A 25,870-nucleotide genomic window follows, 5' to 3' on the forward strand; every position below is an offset into this window, starting at 1 on the left:
TTGAAGCACTCAAATTTTAATCTTTTTGCGGACTGTATACCTGTTAAAGGATTTAATAGAAGTATAATCTGTGATACTAGAAACAATAATTATCACTTCATTCCTAATGCATTATTCGATCTTTTGGAAATGTATGAAGGTAAAACTGTTGCGGATGTAAAAAATCATTTTGAACATAAATACGATGAAATTATTGATGAATATTTTGATTTTTTGATTGAAAATAAACTTATCTTTTTTAACTCAAATCCAAATTTATTTCCCAAAATAAATACTTCTTGGGATTCACCTTCGCTTATAACAAATATTATTATAGATTATGACGAAATTTTACATGATTTTAATAATTTGATACCTCAGTTCGAGAAACTAAAATGTTCGTACATTCAATTACGATTCTACAAACATGTTGATGTTGATTATATAAAAAATATCGTTTCACAACTGAACAATAAAAAATCTCGAGTTATTTCTATTGATTTTATATTGCCATACTATGATGGTTTCGATTTAGAAGCGGTAAATATGCTATTATTAGAAAACAGAAGAATACATTCACTAGTTTTTTTTAATTCCCCTGTAGATAGAAACTACCAGCCTCTAAGACAAAAGATGGGATATTTAATGATGGTCAAAAGAAATATTATTAATGAAAAACATTGTGGCATAATAAATAACGAATATTTCTATTCGAATATTAAACTCTTTAGCGAATCACTAACCCACAATACCTGCTTAAATAGAAAAATTTCTATAGACAAAGAAGGCAATATTAAAAACTGCCCATCAATGAGTGAAAATTTTGGCAACATTAAATCTTCTAATCTAAATACAGCCCTAAATCATCCTGATTTTAAAAAATATTGGAATATTAGCAAAGATAAAGTAGAGGTTTGTAAAGATTGTGAATTTCGACACATCTGCACAGATTGCCGAGCCTATGTTGAAAATAGTGAAAACCAATATTCTAAACCATTAAAATGCGGATACAACCCTTACACTAATGTTTGGGAAAATTGGAGCGATAGTCCATTAAAACAAAAGGCTATAAAGCATTATGACATGCAGGAGTTCGTATTTTAAAATTTACAAAACTGCAAAGATTTAAATTTTAAAGACAAAATAGAAACCTTAACTTTCGAATTGCTAAAAAAATAATATGAACAGAATCAGAAATAAACGTTTTAAAATTTCATTTTGTACTGTTTGCATGAATCGTCTTCATCATTTAAAAATAACACTTCCACAAAACATTAAAGATAATATTGATTACGAAAATATTGAATTCGTTGTTCTTAATTATAACTCAATTGATGGATTGGACGAATGGATAAAATCAGAAATGAAAGATTTTCTAGATAATGGTATTCTAAAATATTATTACAGCAAAGAACCTGAAAATTTTCGTATGAGCCATTCAAAGAATGTGGTGGCTAAGCTGAGTACTGGTGACATAATATGTAATATTGATGCTGATAATTTCACTGGAATTGGTTTTGCAGAATACGTTAATATCTCATTTATGAACAACAAAAATATCTATTTAGGTGTTGACAAAGATACTCGACGAGATTGCTATGGAAGAATTTCAGTAGAAAGAAAAGATTTTTTTTCAGTAAGAGGTTATGATGAAAAAATGAACGGATATGGCTTTGATGATTACGATTTATGCAATAGATTACAATTATTAGGAAGGAAAACTTATTTCGTAAAAGATAAAAAGTTTTTGCAAGCGTTGCCTCATACTGATGAAGAACGAATAGAAAACGAATATAATTCCAAGGAAATAGAATTTATCTATATCAAATTTATAAATCATTCGATATCTGAATTATTATATTTATTTAAAAACAAAAAATGCTATTTGGGCAAAATAGTACTCAATAGTACATATAATTCAGGATCAATCAACAACTTATTTACTGACAACAGTTCATTTGAGTTTCCCACCAGCCTTTATGGAGACAAATGGAATATAGGCAGTTGGAAAAATATAAAAAATGGTATCGAGTTTACGACAAGAAATTCAAAAGTAGTAATAAAAGATAGTAACCAAATTGATCAATTAACTAATTATTCTCCAGATTTAAAAAAATTTTATCCTATAGTAGAAAAAAAAATGTTTAAGGATAAGGTCTTGTTTTTTTCTCAAAGCAGCAATAGATTAATTATGGAAAAAAATTTAAAAGAAAAAAGAGTATCAGTAAATGATGACTCGTTTGGAAAGATAGAGCTAATTTAAATTAACAAAAACATATGAAACCATTTTGTATTTCTTTATATTATGATGATACAATGTGGCATAAAGCCATTTGTAAAGGAATAAAGCCTTTTATTGATAACACAATAGATATAGAGACTTATATTATCAGGTTGAGCCATCAAGGTGGTTGCAACATCAGAATGATAATTACACCCTGTAAAGATTCGGATGCCTTCGTACTAGCAAATCATATCGATTCCTGGTTTAAAAATTTTCTATTAAAAGCACCATCCATTTCAACTAAAAACCGCTTAGAAGAAAATAGACTTTTTTTAAATTTTCAAAATAATACTATTCATTACGGTACGTTTGAGTATATTCCCTTCTCCATTTCCGATGATTATCACAATAGTGTATTTTTAAAATACGATAATAACGTTTCAAAAGTAATTTTTGAATTATTTGTATGCTTTAAAGAAGAAACATTAGAGAACATAATAGAGATTAGCATTCAGTTATTATTCATATTCGTAAGCGCTTTAAAAATCACCATTATAGATTCATTAACATTATTTGAGACCCTATTAAGTAATGAATACATAAAATATGAAACTGAAGCTGCAGAAAGTTTAAAGATGGAAAATTCTAGCATGTTTAATGATAATAAAGATTTTATTATACAGTCTTTCATAGAAAACAGAAATAATAATTTAAAAGACTACGAAGAAGAATGGCAAATTTTATGGTATTTAACAGTAACCGACTGTCAAAAATCTTTAACGGAGTTTGAGAATAAAAATATTTCCTTACAGGAATTGACCATTATGATAAATATGTTGTTCAATTCTTTGAATTTGCAATGCAGATCAACTGTTTGTCATTTTGCATATAATACTTTAAAAGATATATATACAAGTGCTAAATAGATTTTGCCGCATAATTATTAGCAAAATGTTTTAAAAAAAATTAAGAGGCAATCATTGAACACTATTGTGCTAACAATAATTGATTCTTTAAACATCATTAGATTGGCTTTTTTGAATTATTAATTGCACAAAGGATATTAGAACCATTTCTTGTTAATCTAACTTTAAGCTATCTATCGATTTAAGATTTGAGGAATTATTAGGAAATACCGAAATTGTTACTAAAAACCTAAGTACTAGAGAATGATTATTTTGCAAATTCATAAATGCATTTACCTATAACTAGTTGAAAATTCTAATAATAAATTATGGTCACAAAAATTAAACAGAAAATATCTTTTTGCACGGTATGTATGAATCGTTTGAGTTTTTTAAAAGAAACTTTACCGAAAAATATTGAAGATAATTTAGAGTATGGAAATTTGGAATTTATAGTACTTAACTATAATTCAGCAGATGAGTTAGATGAATGGATAAATACAGAAATGTTACAATACATTGAGAAAGGTATTTTAAAATATATAAAGACGACTGAACCAAAATATTTTTTAAGGAGTCATTCAAAGAATGTTGTCTCTAAGGAAGCCAGTGGTGATATTATATGCAATGTAGATGCGGATAATTTTATAGGAAAAGGATTTGCTGAATTTATTAATGAATCTTTTTATAACGATAAGAATATATATTTATTTGTAGATGAAAATACAGAGAGAGACTGCTGTGGAAGAATATGCTTAACAAAAGATGACTTTACAACATTAAGAGGATATGATGAAGATTTGAAAGGTTATGGTTTTGAAGATTTTGACTTAAGAAATCGCCTTAAATTGTTAGGAAGAACATTTGTTCGAATTCCAAAAGAAAATTTCTTAAATGCTATAACTCATAGTGATGTTGAACGTCTTGAAAATGAATATAATAATATTGGAATCAAGCATATATACATTAAACATAAAACAGCTTCAATGTCTGAACTAGTTTACTGCTTTAAAAATAATGAGGTGTATACTGGCTGTATCGTTAGAAATTCAACTTTAAATTCGGAATCAATCCAAAATTTATTTATTACAAAAGAAAGTTATGTATACAATATTACTTTACTTGAAGATAGCTGGAAATTTGGGCAATTTATTTCTTATGACAAAATTGTTTTCAAAGATGAGGATCTTTCAATTGTTAATAAATCAGAGTATTTTGAGGTACTAGATGATAAATTTTGTTCATTATTAATCATGCTTTTCTCTCAAATAAGTAACCGTGTCAAAATGAATAAAAATTTAGCTGAAAATAGGATAACTGTTAATGATGAATCATATGGAGACACCCGCTTGGAATAAAAAAATAGCATTTAAATCCAATAATAATCCAAATGTCCTATGAGATCTGAGCGCTACCATATTTATGATAAATTGGTACTTAAAAATATAAATTCACGGTTACAAAAATCAAACAGAAAATGCCTTTTGTACTATGTCTATTAGTTCTTTAAGTTTTTTGAAAGAAACTTTACCGAAAAATATTGAAGATTATAGAAACGTTTAATTTATTGTACCTAATTATAATGATCAATAGTTAATATCGAAATATTTAGATACTCTAAATCGTCATTACACTGCCTAGCTGAAAACATTAGCAGTGTTAGCAGTGACGATGAAATTTGGAAAAAATAAAATTAAACCAATTTGTGCACTGTAATACTGTTTTATAAGGATAAAATATTAAAGTTAATAATTTAAGAAATTTAAAATTAAAAGTATGCTCAATTTACTAACAAAAAAATCAATTCTTAAAAGCAAGTACAAGATGCATCCTGAGGCAATTATAATCTCTTGTTTTTTCAATCCTCAAAATTCCCCTTACAGACTTAAAGCTTTCAAATTATTCTATGAAAGTATAAAACATTTAAACCACTCTATTATTGAATGCGTAATTGGTGATACCCAACCACAACTGGAAGAAAATGATAACATAAAAAGAGTATATACAGAAAATTTACTTTGGCATAAAGAATCCTTACTAAATAAAATTATTTCTGATTTACCAGCTAAATACAAATATGTTTTTTGGCTTGATGCTGATGTTATTTTTACGAATTTAAACTGGATTATTGATGGAGTAAAACAATTAGAAAGTAAAACAATAATACAGCCATTTGAATATTGTGTGTTTCTTGAAAAAGACGAAATAAAGCCTTCTTTTGCAATGGATAAAGTTAGAGAGTCTTACTTGCCAAACGCTACAAATAAAAAAGTCTGGCGTAGTTTTGGTGCAAATTATGTAGACACAGAACTTTGGAAAAATGCAAATTTTAATAAGCATGGGCATGTAGGATTTGCTTGGGGAGCAAAAAGGGAAATTCTAGACGCAGTACCATTATTTGATAAGGCTTTAATTGGTGGAGGTGACTTAATAATTGCACACGCTGCAGCGGGACAAATATCACATCCTGGTATAGCTAATATGTTTATTGACAATATAGTCATTTCTCAAATAAGCTTATGGGGATCCGATTTTTATAAAGTGACTGAAGGAAAAATAGGATTCATTGAGGGTGATCTCTATCATATTTGGCATGGAGACATTGAAAAAAGGCAATATGTAAGACGAAATGAATATAATTCTAAAACAAAAGAAATAATACAACGTGATGAAAATGGTCTATATATAACAAATAAACCTGACGACACTTTTATAAAAAATTATTTTAAACAAAAAGAAGTACAAAAAAACAAAAAAAGAAACTTTTTTAAGAACTTCTTCGTACGAGCAAACAAAACAGAATAATTCAAAAATTGTTCTATTTCTTATAAGACAAACACTTAATAATATTATACATGAATAAAGAATTTTATTATTTATATCAATATTTTGAAAAAGAAGAATTATTTATTAACATAACGGAATTTGAGCTACAAATTCAAATACATCCTTCATATCCTTCCTTAATATCAATTACAGATACACTGAACTTTTTTAATATCGAAAATTGTGTCTTTCAAATTGATCTACCAAAAATAGAATTTTTACCCAATCGTTTTGTAGCTAAATTAATGGATCAATATTACTTAATTGAAAAAAAAGGGGAATATTATATTTATTACAGTGGCAAGAAAATAATTAAAGTTTCAAAAAAAGAATTAGAATCAAAATGGGGTGGTATTGTAATTTTAATTGAGAATTCAGAAATAAAACAAGAAATAAAACCAAAAAAGAACAAGTGGTTTTGGGTTTTACCATTATCAATTTCTGTCTTGCTTACAGTAATCACTATTCTCCTTGAACAGAATAAAAGAATACTTTTTTTCCTTTTACCTGCCATTGGTTTTATATTTTCTATTTCTGGTTTACAAAAACTACTTATAGAACAAAAAGAGCTAAAAAAACTTCAATTAAAAAGCAATCAATTTATGCACAACTATCAGGTTTTTAAAAATAGCCTGCAAGCGTCTAATATGATACAAAATAATTTAACTGAATCAGCAACTATACAATTAGGAAATAAAGATGCATCTTTAAAAATTATAATGATTATTAATCCATTTAGTACTTTTTCCAAAGAAGCGTATTCAATTGTAGAAGAAATATTGCATAAGTATTTTGAGATTGTATCTTTTGAAATCCGTTTTAGTTTTAATAAAAATGACTACAGTATTAAAAAATCAAAAAAAATACACCAGCAATTAGTGGCTCTTTATCTTGAAGAGGGACAAAAAAAATTTATAAAAGCATTGCACAACTGGTTTGAAGATCAAGATGAAAACAAATTATGTCAAACCCCAATATCATCAGAAAATGAACTGAAAATAAATGAAATTTTAAGCGCCCAATTCAATTCAAATTTAGAAAACAACCTAATATTTACTCCAGAAATTATTATTAATCAGTATCTTTTTCCAAAACAATATGATCGGAAAACGTTAATTCATTTTATTTATGAACTGTCTGAAGATGAAGATATAATTAATTAAATTATAATCAAATTATAAATAAAAGCTTTAAATAATTTTCAAAGGCTTTATTTCCTGATAACTTTTCTAAAAACAAACATTTTTTTTATATAATAAAGAAATTATCTCCCTTCAGATTAGATACGAAGTCTTTTATTAATAAAACGTTTTCCATTTGTAAACAAATTTGGTTTTAGAAATCACAGGCTTTTGATATTCATAGATTATTTTAATTAAAATTGATTATTCTCTCTGTTCTGTCTTTAAATTGAATTGTAATAACGCTATCTGTTTCTTTAAAACCTTTTATCGGAACCAACTCATCTTCCTTCCATATTTCATTAGATTTTTTCCAAAGCATAAAAGTGATGTAAATATTTGATTTTTCTATTGTAGAATTGCTTGTAATATTAATTACACTACTTTCATTGCTCTCGGGATGCATTTTTTTTGCTCTTACAATTTCTGATTTTTCCCATCCCAAAACCGGAATCATAGCTAATTGATATTTTCCATTGTCAATAATAGTAATATCGTATCCTTCTAATTTTCTTTTCGTTGTAATAATTTCCTTGTTTAATCTTGGTAAAGCATAATGACCTAACCGTATCGAAATAGCTTTGTTACTATTATTTTTATCTACTCTTAAAATTCCATTGGTTAATGGTATATCGGCTAAATTAAAGTGAATATCTTCATCTGTTTCTAAAGTTACGTCTCTGTAATAAATATCATCTGCAAACTTTTTAAAGGTATACAACCTAAAGGCCTCCCAGATGTTTTTTTTGTTTTTAATTACATAATTCATAGCAACTTCGCCTTTTTTTCCATCAGACTGCCAAGGGAAAGCGCTATTATAAGACAATCTATTGTAGTTCTCTGTTGATCTATACTTTAGCCAATCTGTACTTACTTTTTCATAACACCATGCTCTTAATTCTGAAGCTCCAATGTTAGGGTAATCAGTGATTAAAATCTGTGAATCTTCTTGATATTTATTATAAACTTCATCTTCTTTAAATGTTGAGTCCCAATCACCATTATTTTCTATGGATTTCCAAAAAGGATTAATCTCAGGAACAAGTAAACCTAAAAATATTTTTCCAATCCAATACACGCTTCCACGACAACTGTAAACCTGAACCGCTGGCTCAAAAGAACCATAAAAACCAAGAGTAGGCACATTATCTTTCATAAAATCAGGATGCGTTAAAAATTGCTTAATTACACCTGATGAGATTCTTCGCATCCAACCATAATTAATATTTGGATCATTTTGAAATCCCATTAAGGGAAAAGGAACAGCAGCTGCGGCACGATAACTGATGCTTCTTCCCCACATAATCATTTCGCCATTTTTGCTGAATAAATATGGGTAGTTATGTTTTAGCTCATTAAAGTTACTATTAAAACTAGAGGCAATCTCAGGATAATGTTTCTTTCCAAAAAACTCCGACCAAATAATTCCATACATCTGAAAAGCCCACATACTATAATAATCAAAAGCAGGACGATCATGATACCATCCATTGCTTTTATAATTTTTAAGGGATTCTTCTAAATAATGAACAAGTAGCTTATCATTAACGGAATAACCTTGTTCTTTAAAAAAACTCAGAATAAAAATATTGAAAAATTTCCAGTTGGAATCTATAGTGGGGCCACTTCCATAACTAATCATTATTCTAGCTAAATCATCTTTCTGCAATTGCGACAATGGATCCCATAAAGTTTTAGGATTTGTAAGCATTGAAAGCGCTAAAGCACCAAATTCTACTAATTCTTGGCTTGGCCCCACATGTTTGGAACAAGGTCCAATATAGGTTCCACTTGTCTTCTCAATTAATTTCCCTATTTGGTACTTGTAATAATCTGCTACTTTTATATTATTAATTACTAATGATGGATTATCTTTTAATAATGGCGACGCTATAAATAGAGTTCTGCAAAGCCCTTCCAGCTTTTCAATTAAGATCTGGCTTTCATTTATCGGGTAACTTTTCCCTTTTTGTTTCGGAAATTTCATAGTATCATCCAAGCTTTGGATATGACTAAAAGCCCCCTTCAATAAGTAAAGTGCTGCATCTTTCCAATGTTGCTTTGTCATTCCTGTATAAGGACTTATTTCATAATTTGCTTTTTTTACCTCAAAAATATTAGAAATATTTTCTTTCTGTTTTGAAAACATGAATTTGCTAATTTTTTTTAAATTTTTCATTTTCGTTTTTTTTTGCATTGGCATATACTATTAATCAATTTTTAGATTAAAAATATTAGTTGAAACTATAAAAATGTTAAAAATTATAATAGAAATTTCTTACGTGATCTATTCATTAATATTGTGAAAATAAGTAATGTAAAATTAAAATTATCATTTTTTACTTCTTTATCGTTAATAACACTATTATTGAATATAAGTGATTATATTTTACTTTGAAAAAGAAGAGTAATGATTGAGAAAATTATCCAAGAAGATATGATTGATAAATTAGCTTTTATTAGCTCGAATAATATTACAATTTTATTAGTTTGAACATTCATTTATAATGTTTTATATATTTAAAATTTAGATACACCATAGTTCCGTTAATAAGAGCCAATTATTTAATCTGTCTAAGTATTTCTTTTAATTTCTGCCTTCTGTTTCTTTGTTTTTTCATCATAGTCCCTTTGCCTTTTTTTAAAAGTAATTTCCCGTTGATAGATGATTATATTTATGCTGTCAAGTTTTTTTTCTAAAACAATAACTTTCTTATGATTATTGATATAGAATGGTAATATAGCTAAAATACCTAGAACACAAAAAACTGCTGAATATATGAGATGTTGTGAGTCGTTGAGTTTTTTAAATAATTTCATCAGCGTAAAAAAGATTCAATTTCTATATAAACCAGATTAGATAAAATTAATATAAATTTAAAAGGGTATGCAATTTTTAAATTATAATTTTAAACAAATGATTGTTAGACTATAAACCTTGTCTTCTCCCCTTCTTTCTTTTATTTTTTAATTGATAAGGCAGATATTCACTAGACTGTTCAGCCTGCATTAAAGCATCAATAATATTTTCCATTTTAGTCAGTATTTGAAACTGCTGTTTTGCATCTTGAAAATTGTTACTTTGATCTGAATTCAAATAAGGTTTAGTAATTTCTAGCCGGTTTCTCTGCGATTCTCTTTTAGCTTCATTTGTAAACGTTGAACTACATCGGTCTTCAATAGCTTTTGCACTGTACTGTTTCCCTAAACTACTTCCGTTAAAAACGTTTTTGGTTGTGTGATCGACATAAGTAATTCCATATAACAAACCTTTTTCACTTTTTCTGAAAACTGTATTGATACCTTCCTTTTCCAATTGCTTTGCTAAATCATTTAATGAAAAATTCTTTTCTTTAAGTAGAGCTATATCAATCGCATTTTTCACTCTACTCTTATCTGTTGCATTTCTAGTTGTATTAACTTTAAATTTTTCCTCTAAAAATTTCAAAGTAGGTTTGTTATAGAAAGAACTTGCTTTTATTGGGACTCCAATTGGATTCCCTTCTTGATCCAATATTCGATAAACTAATCCCCTTGTTTGAAATATTTTGGAATCTTCTCTTCCTCGATCTGCCATAATATTACATTGTTTTAATACGGCATTTAGTTCTGGAAGACTTGAATATTTATACTTGTTTAGTACTGTGTTTAAAACACTGTTAATCGCTTTTTTGGATTCTACGTTTCCGTAATTGACTATTCTTGCAGAAGCTTGTTCTGTAGAAATGTCTTGTTTGTTCTTTTTACCTTCAGCTTTTACAAGTCCAAATAACTCTTCAATTTCTTTTCGTGCAGGTTCTGATTTTCGTATTCCCAAAAGATGCAGGTCAATTCTTTTTCCATCTCTCTGGATATTATTAGTTACTAGATGCAGGTGTGGATGACCTGCATCATTATGCTGATAAATTAAATATGGTTGTCTGCCAAATCCAATTTTTTCCATGTACATATTTGCAATTTCTATTAGTTTCTCTTTAGAATGATTTTCCGACGGATCAAAATTCAAAGAAATATGAACACTATTGCGTTTGGCATTTTCATTCAATGATGCCAGTTTTATAAAACGATTAAGTTTTAAATTAAAACTTAAGTTCTCTAATTCTAAAGGATAGTTTTCAGCACTAATACACTCAGCAACTCCTGTCTTAACTTTGTTTTCGTTGTAATTGAGAATGTTATGTATGGAATGACTTGTTTTTATAATTGCAACCATTGCTCTGATATTTTTTGAGTATGGTTTGTAACTTGATCCATTTTTTCAAGAAGTCTTTTTTTGTCAATTTCAAACCAAAAAGCCTGCTCTCTAAATTCCGGAATTAGTTTCAGTGTATTAAACTTTTTAGCAATTTGGTTAATATTGTTACCGATTGCTTTGAGTTCAGCAGTAAGAACAATTGTTTCCTCCATCAAATCATCTAAAGATTGATTTCTGTAAGTACTTACAATTGGTTTATTGAATAAATGTTTTCGAATGTGATCGCTTAATTTTCTGCATGTGCTTGCTTTAAATTTACGCTCAATTTGTGCATACTCTTCAGGTGTAAACCTTAACCCGACAATGCGTGTTCTGTTTGAATTTTCTCTTTTCATCATCTTTCATTTTCATTGTTTTCAAACTCTTTTTCTTTTAGTGTCTCCACCACCGAGTTCCGAGGTAATAGGTGGCAAGATAGGTCGTTGTTTAACAACGATTCATCTTGCCGATTGCAGGAACGTGGCAATCTTTCAGTTTTTATAAAATTCTTAAAGGCTTATGAAAGCCATTTTTTAAAATAATAATTTGGATTAGGTTGAGGTTTTGTCTTTCGGATTTCCTCGAATGTTTTTTGGTTTAGGAAATTATTTAAGAAAATTTCTTAAACCTTTTTAAGTCAATGACAAATTTACTAAATACTGAAACATTTTACTATCATGGTTATATTATGTCCATGATCTGATAATACTTTTAAGAGGGTAATTATTTTAAAAACAGTTGTATAAGGAATTGTGTTAAAAGGATTTCGTATATTTGCATTATAAAAGATGTTAATTTTTTGCTTAAAGATTAAGCACTTGGTTAACTATTATAAAAGTGCAGTGAAACAAGAAAGTAATATAGCGAACATTTTTCCCAAGCATTTATTCTGGGATATGGATTATAGTAAACTTGATCTTAAAAGAGATAAGGCTATTATAATTCCAAGAGCGCTGTATGCCACTACTTCAGAAACTTTCGAGGCTGATATTGAAATTTTAGAGAAATTATATTCTCCTGAAGATATCGTTAAGTACCTAAAAAGTACTAAAGAGAATATCAGTAATAAAGTATGCTTAAGTGTCTCTAAACGTTATAATGTTGAACCCTTTCAACGTTTTGTGCTATCAGTATAAGAAAAAATGAATGCGGTATCTCCAGATATTTTAAAAACTATCTCTGAACTACAAAGTTTGCCATCACTTTCAGCCTTTGCACTGGGTGGTGGAACTAACCTTGCTTTGCAGTTTAATCATAGAATATCAGATGATATTGATTTATTTTGTCCTGATATAATTGGAAGGGAAGGATTTAGAAAAATACAAAATGAAGTTTCAGATTACTACGGCATTAAGGCTGGTAGGTTTGATAATCCATGTGATATTAATGATCAGTTTATATTTTTAAGATTCTTCATTACAACTGATACTGGAACAGTTCTAAAGGTTGAATTACTTCAAAATATGAAGAATATTTATCCGATTGAAATAAAGGATAATATCCGGCTATTATCTAAAATAGATATCGGATTATTTAAGCTGATAAGCGCATCCAACCGCACGAGCAAAAAGGATATTTATGATCTCGACTTTATTACTAACGAGATTCCGCTTGTAGATTTATATAATGAATTAAAGCAGAAGATTTCTAAATTTTCGGATGAAAAAGACAAAACAATTTTCGATTTAGATAAGAACCTTTCACCAATAGATAATCCGCATCTTTTGCTTAAATTTGATGGAGTACCAACTTCCAATAATTTTCCTTCTCATACACATGATAATATTCATATTGTTCAAGGTGGCAAAATATGGAATGTTTCAAAAATTTCTTGGCGATCTAAAGTAAGAAGCCTTTACTCACATCTTGGAATGAACTTTCCTCAACAAAAAGGCATAAGAATTCGATGAGATATTTTTGCTCTTTTCTCTTCAAAAGAGATACTTTTCAAAAGAAAAAGGAAAAAAAGAAAGCATTCTAATATTGGACAGTTAGGCAAAATAAGTGCTATAAGTCCCGATGGGTGGCAAGGCGAGGCACGAGGTTTGCCATTATGCGCACTTTATTGCCTATGTCTGATAAATTTGTTTTCTTTTTATTCTTTTTAATGTTTATTTAGTCATAAATATTATTATTTATATTTTTTATTTGGGATATATCATCTTTTGTATCTTTTATTAGTTTCTCTACTAGGATTGGTATCTCTATTAGGATTAGTATCTCTATTAGTATTCTTTGCAATTACTTATCTATTGTTTCTATTATCTTTAGTATCTCTTTTAGTTTTATTATTACTTATAGTAATATTTTGTATGTTTGTATCTGTATATTTTATACATTTGTATTAATGAAAAACCACCAGTTCCAGTAATAGGTTCTAGTGGTTTAAAAGTTTACTTTTTCTTACATGCAAGGACGAATTTTCTAAATTCCTTGACAAGTGGGGTCAGCTTCGATAATATCAATGCAGCCCCAATTAAATAAAGTATTTCCATAACAGAGAAATAAAAGGGATGTTAATAATTCCGCAACAAACCAAAAGCTTCAGACCTTTTGGTTTTTTTATGCGTACTAATGAGTTTCATTAGCTTTACAAATATACTTCATTCTCGTAGAAATTCTCAATTTTCTTATTAACATCTATTTACTGTATTTTCTTTTTCAGTTGTAAGCGTGTACAATACCAAAAAGCAATAAAATAGCCACTAGAATCACATAAACTAATATTTTCGAAGATTTAGATGAATTTTTCAGGAAGTAATGGCAAAGTGACATCTTTACCTCTATTGTTGAAAAGTCCAGTGTCGTTACTAGGAATTTCTCCGGTACATATAATAATAAACAAATTCTTTTAATAATAAAGTTACGACATTCAGTACTATAATTGATCTTTGTTTAATTAGTAATACCATACTAAATACAATATTGATTTGATTTTCTTTTCATTCATAGAAATATTTATTTAAAATTACATCAAAAAAAGAGAGACACTATGTCTCTCTTTTTTTTGAATTAATATATCTTTTAAAAATGATTATTTGTTTATCAGTTTTTCAAGCCTTCCCATCATTTCATCTTTCTCTTTCAGCATACGTTCGTATAATGCAATTTTTTCTTCATGAAGTTTTTTCATTTCCTCAATTGGATTATTGTTAAAAATCTCAATTCTGTTATTGAACATTGCATTGTCAGAGAAATTACAAGAAATTAAATTAACTGCCTTTTCCTCATCAAAATTTTGAAAAGCTTCAACAGGTATTCTCATTGCATTTGAGATTTGGCGTAGTATATGATCCTCAATTACATCTTTTTGTTCTAGCAAAGATATCTTCTTTTGATTCCAGTCTTCTCCCAGATCATAAGCTAATGCTTCCTGCTTTATGTTAAGCATTTCTCTGAAACGCTTAACGTTTCTTCCCTGATGTACTTTCTGTTCCATAATGATCATCAATTTTCTGAAGGCTCAAAGATAAAGCCATGGAGATTAAAAAATTCGAATTTCAAAGATAAAAAAATATCCTGTAAAATATCCCATTTGTCAGATATTATATCCTCTTTTTGAATAGATTATCCTTTTGAAAGATTGGAACTTCGCTTGTGAATAATAAATCCCAACGCTATGAAAAAGAATAAAATATCCTTTGATACTAGATATTGGGCAGGTTTTGTGGCTAGAAATCCGTTTGAGGCATTTGATGCCATTTTTGACTTTGCACATCTTGATTATTATAAACAGAATTTAAGTGATGCAGTACTTCACTGCTATAAGAGAAAAGTTTTCAAACAAGATGCACCCTGCAACGCTTTTGTATTTTATACTGCTATATGCTCTTATCTCAAAATCTGTTACTGCCTGAAAGGGAAAAGTAAAAAATGGAAAGTCAAAGATTCGTCCCGCATTGAAACGGTCTTTCATCTTTCTTCCCTGACCAAGGCAGAATACGACAATCCATTTTTGGTGCTTCAAAATGCATTTGAAGAGAAAACACTCAAAGACTTTGACTATTTCTTATTTGAAATCACGGAGCTTTCATTGTCTCCATATTCTGCAGATTCTGACTCAGATCTGATGACACCCTACATTCATTTAATCAAAATGCTCGATGCAGGGGAACTAATGAGAGAAAGAGGTCTTGAGAAAATAGAGAAAACTGATCAGTCCAAAATTTCAACTCAATAAAATATCCTTTAGCTAATCTTCAAAAACACATTATCATGAAAACTTCAGAAAAAATTACATTCCCCGAACTCCAAAACGAGTATTTGCAAAATATATTAAGACAGCTGGTGCAACAATATAATATTATTGAAATGTTTTTTACCCGCCAGCAATCATCTGTATTTTCATATCTTATTATTCATATTGAAAATAGTATCGATGTAGCCAAACTGCAAAATAGTAACTGGGTAAAAAAAGTTAAAAAAAGCTGTCAAATCGATGTAAATTTTATCTACACTTCAAAACTTCGTAATCGATATACGTCAGGCTGTCCGTTTACTGCTTTTTATTGCCGTCCGTCTGCTGTAATTTTCCATAATAAAGAATTGAAAGATTCTGCTTTTACTACATTGGAATGGAAAAAATATAAAAAGAATTTTAATGTTTATCAGAACGAGTTTTTCCATGACCACGAACTACAAAAATGGCAGATTAAAAATCTTATATCAGAAAGTTCTTCAAACAGTGTTTTTACATCTTATGCAAGACTGATTGAATATGATCTGACCTATTTAGAGGAACTATATGCAGGAAAAAAATCTGCCAGCCTGAATTTAAGTGAAAGGATTACTGAATTGATCCAATACATTCCTGATATTCAAAAATATTTTGTGAAGAGCCGAAAAAACGGATATTATCTGGCTGATCTTTTATTACAGGCAAAAGAAGCCAGCAGTGAAGATGATGTAATTTACAGGGATGAAATGTTTCAAGCTGTTGGAACTGCTGAACAGGGGCTTTTTAATCTGATTGAAAGCAGGTTTGATGAATTGAAGAAACTTATAAAAAAAGGATATGACAAAAAAGAAATGATCTGCCATACTAATGAGATGCCTAAAGAAGCAATCTTGGATACTGCTGTGCAGACCATATTAAATTTTGCCGAGGCTGAACAAATTTACATGTATCATAAAATTACCTGTTACAATAAAACAGTCTATTATCTTCTTCTGATTGCTTCTGAGACAGGGAATGAAAAATTAAAACTTATTACAGACTCCCTAAGAAATAAAGTCGGACAAGATTACAATTTCGTTCTTATAAGCCACAGCCGTTACTGGATACAGAATAATCTTTTTGAATACCAGAGTTTCTTTTCGAAAATTATTCAAGACGATTACCTGATTTATTCGTCAGGTGAATATCATCCAGTATTTCATTGGGAATCTCCCCACAAACCTTACCACGGAGACCTTCACATTTTTTATAAATCCGTTAAGCAAATTGCTGTGCAGTTTTCTGCTACAGCCAAAAATGCAAACGAAAGCTACTGCGGACTTGACAGCCTATTTGCGTTATTCTTCCTTTCTTTCAGCAGAACATACATTTATGCCAGAACTTATTACATGCCTAATTATCTTCCAAGCCAGACTTTATGGGGTCTTTGTATTTATGCGGATAGCGATATAAGAAAATATAATTTTCTGCTTGAAAATTTCTGGACAGATTTCTTTCCTTATGCAGACAGGAACAGAACTGTTTTCCATGGGCTGTCGAGACTTGATCAAGATAAAGCTGATCAGATGAATGTAATTGTTGAGAAACTGATGATTGAACTGCATAATCTAGTTATTGAAAGCGGACTTCTTAAAAATTATGATGAGGAATTAATGAAATAAAGCTGATTTAAAAATAAATATCATGGAAACAGATAAAATTCAAAACATAGAAAATATTGAAAGATTAGCAGAAATGTGCTTTCGTACTTTAAAACCAACAGGAGACAGAGATGGATTATATACAGCGGAAATAAGGGTTTTTGGTTACTTAGAGCTTGCATCAATTATCAAAAACCTAATGAAATTATGTATCGTTGCTGTGGATCACGAAGCTGTTGAATTACCCTGTACCATCAAAAGCTCGTCAATAGATGTTGGGCTGATACTTGGAATTGCCCTGCAGTTGTTTCCAGTGGATGAATTTGAATTGTTGAGCGAAATAAGTGACCTGTATCCAAAAGGCAAAACATCAGAAGAAAAAAGTGAGGTAGCTTAAAATTAAGATAGTTAAAGGTTCAATTACGTTCTCTTCATCCATCATGGACAAATTATGTCCATGATAATATAAAAACGATGATTTATCTTTATAGGGATAAATGATTGTGGAACAAAAAAGACCAGTGATGGTCTTTTTTTAATGAAGAGGAATATCAAATGGAGAAAGATGAAAGAAATGAAAGAGGAAGATTAACAGCTGAACAAGCTTTAAGAATGTTCAAAGAAGAAAATTTAGACCTGACACTTGACCAAGCAAGGATAATCTTGGAGTTTATGCGAAAACTAGCATCATTAACCGTATCAAATTTTTTAAGACAACAAAATGAAACAAATAGCAGACCTATACGTGAGAGTGAGTACGGACGAACAAGCAGACAAGGGATACTCACAAAGAAATCAAGAAGAGGTACTAAAAAAGTATTGCCAGATAAATAACATCGCACTACGGGATATTATTTATGAAGATCATTCTGCAAAAACATTCCTCCGTCCAAAATGGAAGTTATTATTAGTGAATTTGAAAAAATTTAAAAATAAAACGGATTTAGTTTTATTTACCAAATGGGACAGATTTAGCAGAAATGCAGGAGACGCTTATCAGATGATTAATACGCTGAGGAAACTAGGGGTTGAGCCACAGGCAATAGAACAGCCTTTGGACCTTTCTGTGCCGGAAAACAAAATGATGTTAGCTTTTTATTTAGCCGTTCCCGAAGTTGAGAATGACAGAAGAGCTTTAAATGTTTTTCATGGTATGCGAAGAGCAAAAAAAGAAGGCAGATATGTTAGCCAGGCACCAATTGGATATGTCAATAAATCCAAGGATGACGGTAGTAAATATATTGCTATTAAAGAACCTGAAGCATCAATTATGCGATGGGCATTTAATGAAATTTCAAAAGGGATCTTCAGTACGGAAGATATTCATCGCATGGCACGAAAGAAAGGTATCAAGACAGGAAAACACAGTTTCTGGCTTGCCGTTAGAAATCCTTTATACTGTGGGAAAATTAAAGTTCCTCAGTATAAAGATGAACCAAGTTATCTCGCAGATGGACAACATGAAGCAATAATTACTGAGGAATTGTTCTACAAGGTTCAGGATGTTGTGGACGGAAGGAAAAAAGTTATTCGTCCAAAAGTTGATACAATACTAGAATTGCCTTTAAGAGGTTTTTTAATCTGTCCAGTTTGTGGAAAAATATTATCAGGAAGTAAATCTAAAGGGCGTAATAAATATTACGCCTATTACCATTGCTTCAAAGGCTGTTCTCATCGTATAGGTGCGGAAGAAGTAAATGATATGTTTATAAAAGAACTTTTGCAATACGCTCCAAAACGTGAGTTTAAAAAAGTTTACAGCATTCTAATCATGGAAGCCTATAAAGAACAAACAAAAGAAAGACAAAATGAGAAAACGCGATTATTAAATCAGATAAAAGATTATGAGAACAGATTGAGCAAAGCTAGAGATATGCTTATGACCAATCAGATTGATGCTTTGGATTACAGGGAAATAAAATCTGATTACGGAGATACACTAGCCAGGCTTCAGGCAAAGTATTCAGGTTTAAATACAGATCATGAAAATATCGAAATACTGCTGAATAAGGGAATTGAAAATTTACTTAGAATTCATTCAATATACGATAATTCGCAGTTTGTTGAATGCAGGGACTTGATCGGTTCAATATTTCCTGAAAATTTAATCTTTGATGGAATAGGATTTCGAACCACAAGAGTCAATGAAGCGGTGCAGCTAATGTACTTAATTAACAAGCAATTAGACCAAAATAAAAAAGAGACAAATCAGAATATTTCTAACTTGTCTCTTATGGTGGGCGATGAGGGGTTCGAACCCCCGACCCCCTCGGTGTAAACGAGGTGCTCTGAACCAGCTGAGCTAATCGCCCTATTTTACTAGGTTGCTATCATTTCGTGATTGCGAGTGCAAATATACGCTAGTTTTCGAGTTCTGCAAAGAAATTCCATTAAATATTTAAAGTTTTTTCTTCATGGCTTATATCTTGCTGGTGCTGAATTTATTATAAAAGTACTTTTTTAAAAGTTTTTTAAACATTTACCACATGTCTTAGTTTAAAGGCAATTCTGCCACAACAAAAGTGCTTCCTCCAACATAAATAAAATCATTTTCCGATGCATTTTCCTTCGCAGCAGCAAAAGCAGTTGCAACAGAATCGTATTTTTCTCCGGTTAAGCCATGTTTTTCTGCAGCTTCTTTTAGAATTTCGGTGGATAAACCGCGAGACGAATCCGGTCTGCAAAAATAATAGTGTGCTTTTTTAGGGAAGAGCGGTAAAATAGAATCCAGGTCTTTATCATTAACAACGCCCAAAACAATATGCAAATTTTCAAAAGCTTCTTTCTGAATCTGATTCATTACAACCGCTAATCCGTGTTTGTTGTGCGCCGTGTCGCAGATTATTTTAGGATTTTCTCCCAACTGCTGCCATCGTCCTTGTAACCCCGTATTTTTTACTGTATGTAATAAACCGCTTTTTAGGTTGTCGATAGAAACTTTAAAATCGGTTTGTGAATTTAAAACAACAACAACTTGCTGAACGGTTTTTTTATTCTGAAACTGATAATCGCCAAGCAAATCAGAAGGGAAAACTCCGGAAATTAAATCGGCAGCAAAATAAATCGGCGCATTGTTTTCTTTTGCTTTAGCTAAAAATACCGCTTCCGTTTCCTCTGTGTATTCCCCAATTACAACTGGTACATTTGGTTTAATAATTCCGGCTTTTTCGCCTGCAATTGCTGTAAGTGTATTTCCTAAAAACTGCATGTGATCCAAATCGATGTTGGTAATTACCGAAATCAAAGGCGTGATAATATTTGTTGCGTCCAGTCTTCCGCCCAAACCAACCTCAATAATCGCAATATCTGTTTTTTGGGATGCAAAATAATCGAACGCCAAACCAACAGACATTTCGAAAAAACTCATATCATTGGCTTCAAAAAAGCTTTTATGTTTGGCGATAAATTCAACCACAAAATCTTCAGAGATATCGGCACCGTTGATTTTGATTCTTTCCCTAAAATCTTTGAGATGAGGTGAAGTGTACAAGCCAACTTTATACCCCGCTTCCTGCAAAACAGACGCCAGCATATGCGAAGTCGAGCCTTTGCCATTGGTGCCGGCAACGTGAATGCATTTTAGCTGATTTTGCGGATTATCAAGATGTGCCGCCAGTAGTTTAATATTAGTCAAATCTTCTTTGTACGCCGAAGCGCCCTGAAGCTGATACATCGGGAGTTGGTTAAACATCCAGTTTGTGGTCTCTTGATAGTTCATTTATTTTGGATAAAATAGTTGTAGATTGAAATAATTTCCGTTTTTTTTAGTTTTATATTTACAGCGAAAATTATCTTTATTGCAAATTTCAAATATTTTTTACAATTAATTATTAAAAACCAGAATTAATATATGTTTAGTTTTATTCAACAACAAACAGATACCATTGCAAACGCAGCATCTAACGTAGTTATCGAAAAAATTGCACCAAATACCGAGATCTCAGTTTTAGGATTTATTTTAAAAGGAGGTTTTTTCCTGATTCCAATCGCTATCCTCTTATTCTATACTATTTATATCATTTTTGAACGCTATTTATACATCAGCAAAGCGTCTAAAATTGACAGCCGATTAATGCAGGATGTTGGCGATAAATTAAACGCAGGAAATATTGAATTGGCCCGAACAATTGTAGAAAGAAGTGATACTGCTGCAGCAAATATTTTAAAAGAAGGTGTTTTAGTAATCGGAAGACCAATTGCTGAAATTGAATCCAACATGGACCGCGCTGCCGATATTGAAATTGGTGAAATGGAAAGACGTTTAGGCCATCTTGGACTTATTGCGGGTATCGCTCCAACCTTAGGTTTCATCGGAACAATTTCAGGAGTAATCAAGATTTTTTACAGCATCTCAGTTACAGAGAATATTAGTATCGGAAACATTTCCGGAGGTTTATACGAAAAAATGATCAGTTCAGGTTCTGGGTTAATTGTGGGTATTATTGCGTATAGTGCGTACCACTTATTGAACGGAAAAATTGATGATTTTGCTTTAAAAATTCAGAAACAGATTTTAGAATTTGTCAATATAATTCAAAGAGCATAAGGTATGTCTATTAAGAGAAAAAGAAGATTTCATGCCGAAGTGGCGACGTCATCGTTAAGTGATATTATGTTTTTCCTGCTGTTGTTTTTCCTTATAATTTCAACGCTTGCAAATCCGAATGTTATTAAAATGACCTTGCCGAAAGCGAAATCAAATGAAAAAACAAACAAACAGCTGATTAGTTTATCCGTTACCGAAGATAAAAAATTCTACATCGACAAAGAACCCGTTGATTTCGAAAACCTTGAAACCAGTTTAATGACTAAAATTGGGGCAGACAAAGATCAGACGGTTGTCGTTCGTATTCCGTTTAACCTTCAGGTACAGGATTTAGTTGATGTACTACAGATAGGAGTGAAGAACAATTTGAAGTTCGTAATAGCTACAAGTCCGAAGTAGGTTTATCATTAGGGCGTGACCACAATAAAAAAATGGGCGAATCAGCATAACGTTGATTCGCCCATTTTTTTATTGCGGTCGGGCTATCCACGCTACTTCGGTAGCTAGCTTCTATCCCTCACGCGGAGAAAAGAGAGCATAGAAGAAAGAGGAAAGAAGAAAGAGGCAAGAGGAAAGAGGAAAGATGAAAGAATATAGAGGAAAGAGAATAGATTGAAGAAAAAGTAGCCGTAAAGTATGTCATTGCGAGGAACGAAGCAATCTCATTAGAATAATCGACACAATCTTGTCATTCCTCGTTCCTCGGAATGACAGACTGGGCGAAAATATGAAACTTTAAAAGACATTAAACCTGTCGGGTTGAACGCAATATTGTCATTTCGACCGAAAGGAGAAATCACATAAAATGAAGACACACAGTACGTCGCTCCCGAGTGTGAAATGACAAATACGAACATAAAAAAGGCTTTCTGAAATTTTTCAGAAAGCCTTTTTTATGTGTAATTATAATTAGTGAAAATCCGTGACTCGAGCGATAGCGAACAGACGAAGTAAATCCGTGTTTTAATTTAAACTAAAATTATAAATAATCTTACCAGTTTGTTTCACAGGAGCATTCTCATCTGGTGCCCATTTTGTATTCATAGCTGCTATTCTCGCTTGGTCCAATAAACAGCTTGCCGTATTGGTTGTTCCTTTAATTCCGGGTGTCGCGCCGATTGTTTTTCCGTTTTGATCCACTGTAACTTCAACCACGACTTTTCCTTCTTCGTTACACGTATATTTTGGTGCAGGTTTCGATAATGCTTTTCGGTTTCCAAGAGAATATCCTGATCCGCCGCCAGAACCACCGCCGCTTCCGGCTCCGTAACCGCTTCCGGTACCAATACCATTTCCGGTTCCGTTTCCACCGCCTGTTCCGCCACCAGAACCTCCGCTGCCGTAATAGCCGTTTGAATTTAAACTTCCACCAGCTTTTCCTTTGTTTCCAGCCACTTTATCATCGCCGTCGCCTCCCTTGTTAGACCCTTTCATAATGCTCGATAAAGCATCATTTGTAGAGTTGGAAACTTTAGGTTTTTGAGGAACTGGTTTTGTTTCCGGTTTTACAACTGGAGTTGGTTTTTTAGGTTTTTCCTTTACAGGAATAACGACATCATTAACATCGTCTGCTGTATTTTCTTGTGTTATAATAGCTTCATCCGGAGTTGCTTTCGCAGGAGTTACTTTCGCCTGGTTTTTTACATTTAAAACCTCACTTTTATAATTCGTTCCTGAACCTAAATCGCTGTCGCCAAAATTTACCGTAACGCCGCCACCGCCACCGCCTTCAGCAAGTGCGACATTATTTTCCGGGTTGTATGGAGGCCAAAAACGTATAAAAAACAGCAATACTAATATTACTGCATATATCGCCGTGGTGAGTAGTAATGATTTCTTTTGATCTGAAGAAATAGTGGAACTCATTATGATTCTGAATTTTGTATTGTATCTAATTAAAAACGTTTAAAAGTACTAAAAATTGTTTAGAATCAAAGAGAGAATTTAACCGCAAAGGCCGCTAAGAGTTACGCAAAGTTCGCGAAGCTGTTTGTTTTTAATCTCGCAAAGTCGCGAAGTCGCAAAGAAAACTTAAAAAGAAAAACTTTGCGACTTCGCGACTTTGCGAGAAATAAGCTAGCGTTCCTTGCGTAAGCCTTTGCGAACCTTGCGGTTAAGCAAAAAAAAAGCGAGCTAAATTTAGCCCGCTTGGAAATGAAGTATAAAAATTATACTAATTGTTTCAATGCAATTTCAAAAGCAGTTGCACTAATATTTGTTTTTGATGGATTTAAAGCGTGTGCTTTTACAATCGCATTTTTTATAATTTCAGAAGTATCATTGAAAATAGCTTCATCTGTCATTTGAACTTTTTTCTCCATGAAATAAGCAAAAACTCTCGCCATTCCACAATTTGAAATGAAATCCGGAATCAAACTTACTTTATGGTCTACTTCTTCCATAATAGATCCAAAGAAAATTTCTTTGTCAGCAAAAGGAACATTCGCACCACAAGAAATTACTTCTAATCCATTTGCGATTAAGCTGTCAATCTGACTTTGGGCAACCAATCTTGAAGCAGCACAAGGCGTGAAAATTTCAGCACCAATAGTCCATATTTTAGAATTGATTTCCTCAAACGGAATCATATTATCGGCAACCAGTTTATTTCCGTCTTTATTTAAAAACAACGTTCTGATTTCTTCAAAAGAAAAACCTTCTTCATTGATTAATCCTCCGTCACGGTCAATAATTCCGATTACTTTGGCTCCCATTTCTGCTAAATAAAAAGCGGCTGCAGATCCAACATTTCCAAATCCCTGAACGATTGCTTTTTTACCTTTAATATCACCGCCATAAGTATTGTAGAAATGACGAACCGCTTCGGCTACGCCATAACCGGTTATCATATCGGCAACAGTATATTTTCTGGTTACATCTGGTGAGAATTTAGGGTTTTCGATTACCTTGATAACACCCTGACGCAATTGACCAATTCTATTGATTTTATCAGCTTCAGTTGGTTTAAAATGTCCATTGAAAACACCTTCCTGCGGATGCCAGACACCACATTCTTCCGTCATCGGAATAACTTCGTGAATTTCATCAACATTCAAATCACCACCCGTCCCATAATAACTTTTTAATAAAGGCGAAACCGCTTTGTACCAACGTTGCAAAACACCTTTTTTACGAGGATCGTTCGGGTCAAAATTAATTCCGGATTTAGCGCCTCCAATTGCAGGCCCAGAAACTGAAAATTTAACTTCCATTGTTTTAGCCAGAGACAAAACTTCGTTCATATCGAGGCCTTTTCTCATCCTGGTTCCACCACCTGCGGCTCCTCCACGAAGTGAATTAATTACTGTCCAACCTTCTGCTTCTGTTTCAGAATCTTTCCAGTTAAAAACAATTTCAGGTTCTTTATTTTCAAATTGCTGTAATAAATCTTTCATTTTGTTGTGATATGTTTATTTTGCGTAAAAGTATAAAATAGAATAATGCGAATAATGTATTTTGGTGCAATTTTATTTAAAGAAAAAAAGAAAGCCGAAAACATAACGTTTTCGGCTTTAAATTTTTATGAGGCTGAGGAATTATATTCCTAATAAATGCTTTTTTAAAGTTTCGTCAACTGGTTTGTCAGAAAGCCAGATTCCGAATAATGCTTTTTTGAAATCAAATCCGGGAATTTTTCCTTTTACAACTTCATTTTTAATAACGTTTATAGTTTGGTCAAATGGATTGTACCATAATACAAAAACGTCTTTTTCAGTAATTGGGTCGCTCAAAAGTGTTTTAAATTGCTCAATTCTTGGTCTTAATTCTTCCAGATTGCTTCCTGCAGATTTCTCAAAACCAGTATTCATGGCTTTTGTCAATTTGTTTGAAGAAACCATAGAGGAGGTAATTTCAATTCTGATTGCCATTTCAGTATCACTATCAATAATGAATTTTGGATCCTGACTTAGTTGTGATAAATATAAAGCCTGAACATAAACTTCTAACCACATTTTAGATCTTCCGCCAGCACCGTTAAGTTGCATTGTTTTATTTTGTACTTCAATTTTTCTTGGAACTGTTACACCGTTAACTTCCAATGTTGCTTGTGCAGAAACCGTAGAAAATTGTACGCTAATAAGGAATGTAAGTAATAGTAAAATCTTTTTCATAAGCTGTCGAAATAATAATTTTTAGGCAAAAATAATGTTAATTTAT

The 25,870-nt window shown here is 31.4% G+C and carries 23 protein-coding genes and 1 tRNA gene; 15 read left to right on the forward strand and 9 right to left on the reverse strand.

The genetic code is table 11. The features are described from left to right. The 6 genes from gwsS (at position 1) to ASC72_RS07230 (ending at position 7,097) form a co-directional block, all read left to right on the forward strand. Complete coding sequence (gene gwsS, locus ASC72_RS07205) at positions 1-1,083, forward strand: grasp-with-spasm system SPASM domain peptide maturase (protein WP_056189016.1); 1,083 nt, start codon at positions 1-3, stop codon at positions 1,081-1,083. Between the two features lie 76 nt (positions 1,084-1,159). After that, positions 1,160-2,242 (forward strand): glycosyltransferase family 2 protein, encoded by a 1,083-nt coding sequence (locus tag ASC72_RS07210; RefSeq protein ID WP_082564262.1) that lies wholly within the window; start codon positions 1,160-1,162, stop codon positions 2,240-2,242. A 14-nt stretch (positions 2,243-2,256) separates the two neighbouring features. Then, complete coding sequence (locus tag ASC72_RS07215; RefSeq protein ID WP_131725792.1) at positions 2,257-3,129, forward strand: hypothetical protein; 873 nt, start codon at positions 2,257-2,259, stop codon at positions 3,127-3,129. Between the two features lie 308 nt (positions 3,130-3,437). Next, positions 3,438-4,466, forward strand: a complete 1,029-nt coding sequence (locus tag ASC72_RS07220; RefSeq protein ID WP_082564263.1) for a glycosyltransferase family 2 protein — start codon at positions 3,438-3,440, stop codon at positions 4,464-4,466. Positions 4,467-4,884: 418 nt separating this feature from the next. Beyond that, positions 4,885-5,913, forward strand: a complete 1,029-nt coding sequence (locus ASC72_RS07225; protein WP_056189027.1) for a hypothetical protein — start codon at positions 4,885-4,887, stop codon at positions 5,911-5,913. Positions 5,914-5,963: 50 nt separating this feature from the next. Beyond that, entirely contained in the window at positions 5,964-7,097 is a 1,134-nt protein-coding gene (locus tag ASC72_RS07230) for a cysteine peptidase family C39 domain-containing protein (protein WP_056189029.1), read from the forward strand. A 208-nt stretch (positions 7,098-7,305) separates the two neighbouring features. Here ASC72_RS07230 and ASC72_RS07235 read toward each other — a convergent pair whose 3' ends face one another. The 3 genes from ASC72_RS07235 to mobC form a co-directional block, all read right to left on the reverse strand. Then, positions 7,306-9,294 (reverse strand): DUF2264 domain-containing protein, encoded by a 1,989-nt coding sequence (locus ASC72_RS07235; protein ID WP_157849271.1) that lies wholly within the window; start codon positions 9,292-9,294, stop codon positions 7,306-7,308. A 750-nt stretch (positions 9,295-10,044) separates the two neighbouring features. Then, positions 10,045-11,328, reverse strand: coding sequence for a relaxase/mobilization nuclease domain-containing protein (locus ASC72_RS07245; RefSeq protein ID WP_056189040.1), 1,284 nt, complete (start codon positions 11,326-11,328; stop codon positions 10,045-10,047). Further along, the gene (mobC, locus tag ASC72_RS07250; RefSeq protein WP_056189043.1) at positions 11,313-11,705 is read right to left on the reverse strand and encodes a plasmid mobilization relaxosome protein MobC; all 393 of its coding nucleotides are present in this window, start codon (positions 11,703-11,705) and stop codon (positions 11,313-11,315) included. The genes ASC72_RS07245 and mobC overlap by 16 nt, the downstream gene beginning before the upstream one ends. A 462-nt stretch (positions 11,706-12,167) precedes the next feature. Here mobC and ASC72_RS07255 point away from each other — a divergent pair, with 462 nt between their 5' ends. Together ASC72_RS07255 and ASC72_RS07260 are read left to right on the forward strand one after the other, a co-directional pair. Further along, the gene (locus ASC72_RS07255; RefSeq protein WP_198528486.1) at positions 12,168-12,485 is read left to right on the forward strand and encodes a hypothetical protein; all 318 of its coding nucleotides are present in this window, start codon (positions 12,168-12,170) and stop codon (positions 12,483-12,485) included. Positions 12,486-12,491: 6 nt separating this feature from the next. Next, positions 12,492-13,259, forward strand: a complete 768-nt coding sequence (locus ASC72_RS07260) for a nucleotidyl transferase AbiEii/AbiGii toxin family protein (RefSeq protein ID WP_056189046.1) — start codon at positions 12,492-12,494, stop codon at positions 13,257-13,259. A 1,124-nt stretch (positions 13,260-14,383) separates the two neighbouring features. Here the strand turns inward: ASC72_RS07260 and ASC72_RS07265 are convergent. After that, positions 14,384-14,788, reverse strand: a complete 405-nt coding sequence (locus ASC72_RS07265) for a helix-turn-helix domain-containing protein (RefSeq protein WP_056189049.1) — start codon at positions 14,786-14,788, stop codon at positions 14,384-14,386. A 180-nt stretch (positions 14,789-14,968) separates the two neighbouring features. Between ASC72_RS07265 and ASC72_RS07270 the strand changes: the two genes are divergently transcribed. From ASC72_RS07270 to ASC72_RS23590, 5 genes are all read left to right on the forward strand, one after another. Next, a complete protein-coding gene (locus ASC72_RS07270; protein ID WP_056189052.1) occupies positions 14,969-15,529 on the forward strand; it encodes a hypothetical protein in 561 nt (186 codons plus the stop codon). A 35-nt stretch (positions 15,530-15,564) separates the two neighbouring features. Continuing rightward, complete coding sequence (locus tag ASC72_RS07275) at positions 15,565-17,187, forward strand: hypothetical protein (protein ID WP_056189055.1); 1,623 nt, start codon at positions 15,565-15,567, stop codon at positions 17,185-17,187. 22 nt (positions 17,188-17,209) lie between these two features. After that, entirely contained in the window at positions 17,210-17,563 is a 354-nt protein-coding gene (locus tag ASC72_RS07280; RefSeq protein ID WP_056189057.1) for a hypothetical protein, read from the forward strand. A 158-nt stretch (positions 17,564-17,721) separates the two neighbouring features. Continuing rightward, on the forward strand, positions 17,722-18,000 hold the full coding sequence (locus ASC72_RS07285) for a hypothetical protein (protein WP_056189061.1): 279 nt from the start codon (positions 17,722-17,724) through the stop codon (positions 17,998-18,000). Next, the gene (locus ASC72_RS23590; RefSeq protein WP_082564265.1) at positions 17,888-19,444 is read left to right on the forward strand and encodes a recombinase family protein; all 1,557 of its coding nucleotides are present in this window, start codon (positions 17,888-17,890) and stop codon (positions 19,442-19,444) included. Before ASC72_RS07285 ends, ASC72_RS23590 begins: the two co-directional genes overlap by 113 nt. Here the strand turns inward: ASC72_RS23590 and ASC72_RS07295 are convergent. Both ASC72_RS07295 and ASC72_RS07300 read right to left on the reverse strand, forming a co-directional pair. Further along, positions 19,401-19,478: transfer RNA gene (locus ASC72_RS07295), tRNA-Val, on the reverse strand. The two genes, ASC72_RS23590 and ASC72_RS07295, sit on opposite strands and share 44 nt — an antisense overlap. Positions 19,479-19,657: 179 nt before the next feature. Next, on the reverse strand, positions 19,658-20,884 hold the full coding sequence (locus ASC72_RS07300; RefSeq protein ID WP_056189067.1) for a folylpolyglutamate synthase/dihydrofolate synthase family protein: 1,227 nt from the start codon (positions 20,882-20,884) through the stop codon (positions 19,658-19,660). 132 nt (positions 20,885-21,016) lie between these two features. Here ASC72_RS07300 and ASC72_RS07305 point away from each other — a divergent pair, with 132 nt between their 5' ends. Then, on the forward strand, positions 21,017-21,712 hold the full coding sequence (locus ASC72_RS07305; protein WP_026983009.1) for a MotA/TolQ/ExbB proton channel family protein: 696 nt from the start codon (positions 21,017-21,019) through the stop codon (positions 21,710-21,712). A gap of 3 nt (positions 21,713-21,715) precedes the next feature. Next, positions 21,716-22,111: a biopolymer transporter ExbD gene (locus ASC72_RS07310; protein WP_056189070.1), complete on the forward strand. Its 396-nt coding sequence runs from the start codon at positions 21,716-21,718 to the stop codon at positions 22,109-22,111. Positions 22,112-22,675: 564 nt separating this feature from the next. Here the strand turns inward: ASC72_RS07310 and ASC72_RS07315 are convergent. The 3 genes from ASC72_RS07315 to ASC72_RS07325 form a co-directional block, all read right to left on the reverse strand. Then, positions 22,676-23,578 carry an energy transducer TonB gene (locus tag ASC72_RS07315; RefSeq protein ID WP_056189073.1) on the reverse strand — a complete coding sequence of 301 codons (903 nt, stop codon included), beginning with the start codon at positions 23,576-23,578 and terminating at the stop codon, positions 22,676-22,678. A 302-nt stretch (positions 23,579-23,880) separates the two neighbouring features. After that, positions 23,881-25,107 (reverse strand): Glu/Leu/Phe/Val dehydrogenase dimerization domain-containing protein, encoded by a 1,227-nt coding sequence (locus ASC72_RS07320; RefSeq protein WP_056189076.1) that lies wholly within the window; start codon positions 25,105-25,107, stop codon positions 23,881-23,883. A gap of 141 nt (positions 25,108-25,248) precedes the next feature. Continuing rightward, complete coding sequence (locus tag ASC72_RS07325) at positions 25,249-25,824, reverse strand: chalcone isomerase family protein (RefSeq protein WP_056189079.1); 576 nt, start codon at positions 25,822-25,824, stop codon at positions 25,249-25,251. Between the last annotated feature and the right edge of the window lie 46 nt (positions 25,825-25,870).

It is taken from the genome of Flavobacterium sp. Root420 (assembly GCF_001427905.1).
In the GTDB taxonomy this organism is placed as follows: Bacteria; Bacteroidota; Bacteroidia; order Flavobacteriales; family Flavobacteriaceae; genus Flavobacterium.

What these genes read in the sequence shown, in the direction of transcription:
- mobC (WP_056189043.1), bottom strand. Translation starts at nt 11,705, where the DNA reads ATGAAAAGAGAAAATTCAAACAGAACACGCATTGTCGGGTTAAGGTTT.
- ASC72_RS07300 (WP_056189067.1), bottom strand. Translation starts at nt 20,884, where the DNA reads ATGAACTATCAAGAGACCACAAACTGGATGTTTAACCAACTCCCGATG.
- ASC72_RS07270 (WP_056189052.1), top strand. Translation starts at nt 14,969, where the DNA reads ATGAAAAAGAATAAAATATCCTTTGATACTAGATATTGGGCAGGTTTT.
- ASC72_RS07320 (WP_056189076.1), bottom strand. Translation starts at nt 25,107, where the DNA reads ATGAAAGATTTATTACAGCAATTTGAAAATAAAGAACCTGAAATTGTT.
- ASC72_RS07285 (WP_056189061.1), top strand. Translation starts at nt 17,722, where the DNA reads ATGGAGAAAGATGAAAGAAATGAAAGAGGAAGATTAACAGCTGAACAA.
- ASC72_RS07305 (WP_026983009.1), top strand. Translation starts at nt 21,017, where the DNA reads ATGTTTAGTTTTATTCAACAACAAACAGATACCATTGCAAACGCAGCA.
- ASC72_RS07265 (WP_056189049.1), bottom strand. Translation starts at nt 14,788, where the DNA reads ATGGAACAGAAAGTACATCAGGGAAGAAACGTTAAGCGTTTCAGAGAA.
- ASC72_RS07280 (WP_056189057.1), top strand. Translation starts at nt 17,210, where the DNA reads ATGGAAACAGATAAAATTCAAAACATAGAAAATATTGAAAGATTAGCA.
- ASC72_RS07310 (WP_056189070.1), top strand. Translation starts at nt 21,716, where the DNA reads ATGTCTATTAAGAGAAAAAGAAGATTTCATGCCGAAGTGGCGACGTCA.
- ASC72_RS07260 (WP_056189046.1), top strand. Translation starts at nt 12,492, where the DNA reads ATGAATGCGGTATCTCCAGATATTTTAAAAACTATCTCTGAACTACAA.
- ASC72_RS07325 (WP_056189079.1), bottom strand. Translation starts at nt 25,824, where the DNA reads ATGAAAAAGATTTTACTATTACTTACATTCCTTATTAGCGTACAATTT.
- ASC72_RS07225 (WP_056189027.1), top strand. Translation starts at nt 4,885, where the DNA reads ATGCTCAATTTACTAACAAAAAAATCAATTCTTAAAAGCAAGTACAAG.
- ASC72_RS07215 (WP_131725792.1), top strand. Translation starts at nt 2,257, where the DNA reads ATGAAACCATTTTGTATTTCTTTATATTATGATGATACAATGTGGCAT.
- ASC72_RS23590 (WP_082564265.1), top strand. Translation starts at nt 17,888, where the DNA reads ATGAAACAAATAGCAGACCTATACGTGAGAGTGAGTACGGACGAACAA.
- ASC72_RS07275 (WP_056189055.1), top strand. Translation starts at nt 15,565, where the DNA reads ATGAAAACTTCAGAAAAAATTACATTCCCCGAACTCCAAAACGAGTAT.
- ASC72_RS07210 (WP_082564262.1), top strand. Translation starts at nt 1,160, where the DNA reads ATGAACAGAATCAGAAATAAACGTTTTAAAATTTCATTTTGTACTGTT.
- ASC72_RS07220 (WP_082564263.1), top strand. Translation starts at nt 3,438, where the DNA reads ATGGTCACAAAAATTAAACAGAAAATATCTTTTTGCACGGTATGTATG.
- ASC72_RS07235 (WP_157849271.1), bottom strand. Translation starts at nt 9,294, where the DNA reads ATGAAAAATTTAAAAAAAATTAGCAAATTCATGTTTTCAAAACAGAAA.
- ASC72_RS07230 (WP_056189029.1), top strand. Translation starts at nt 5,964, where the DNA reads ATGAATAAAGAATTTTATTATTTATATCAATATTTTGAAAAAGAAGAA.
- ASC72_RS07315 (WP_056189073.1), bottom strand. Translation starts at nt 23,578, where the DNA reads ATGAGTTCCACTATTTCTTCAGATCAAAAGAAATCATTACTACTCACC.
- ASC72_RS07245 (WP_056189040.1), bottom strand. Translation starts at nt 11,328, where the DNA reads ATGGTTGCAATTATAAAAACAAGTCATTCCATACATAACATTCTCAAT.